This is a genomic window from Colwellia marinimaniae, from assembly GCF_002207865.1.
GTDB classification, from domain to species: Bacteria; Pseudomonadota; Gammaproteobacteria; order Enterobacterales; family Alteromonadaceae; genus Colwellia; species Colwellia marinimaniae.
This window is the reverse complement of sequence record NZ_BDQM01000332.1, coordinates 1-261: the sequence shown is the minus strand read 5'-3', so window position 1 is coordinate 261 and position 261 is coordinate 1. Positions and strand designations below refer to the sequence as shown.

The 261-nt window shown below is 73.2% G+C and carries 1 protein-coding gene; it reads left to right on the top strand.

What is annotated here, in order from left to right; all coding sequences use genetic code 11:
- Positions 1–261, top strand: a 261-nt coding sequence (locus tag MTCD1_RS19530; RefSeq protein ID WP_369007721.1) for a protein-L-isoaspartate O-methyltransferase family protein, incomplete at both ends; no start/stop codon positions are given.

Here is a 261-nt window from a genome sequence, read left to right as displayed (position 1 = left end):
CGCAAGCGCTTTCGCAGCCTCGGCCTGCAGCTGCGCAGCAAGCACGACGACGGCCGCATCGGCTGGCCGGAGCAGGCGCCGTTCGACGCCATCATCGTCACCGCCGCCGGCCCGGCGCTGGTGGAGGCGCTGATCGACCAGCTTGCGCCCGGCGGGGTGCTGGTGGCGCCGGTCGGCGCGGCCTCCGCCCAGAGCCTGCTGTGCCTGCGCAAGCAGGATGACGGCAGCATCGTGCAGGAAGACCTGGGCGCGGTGGTGTTC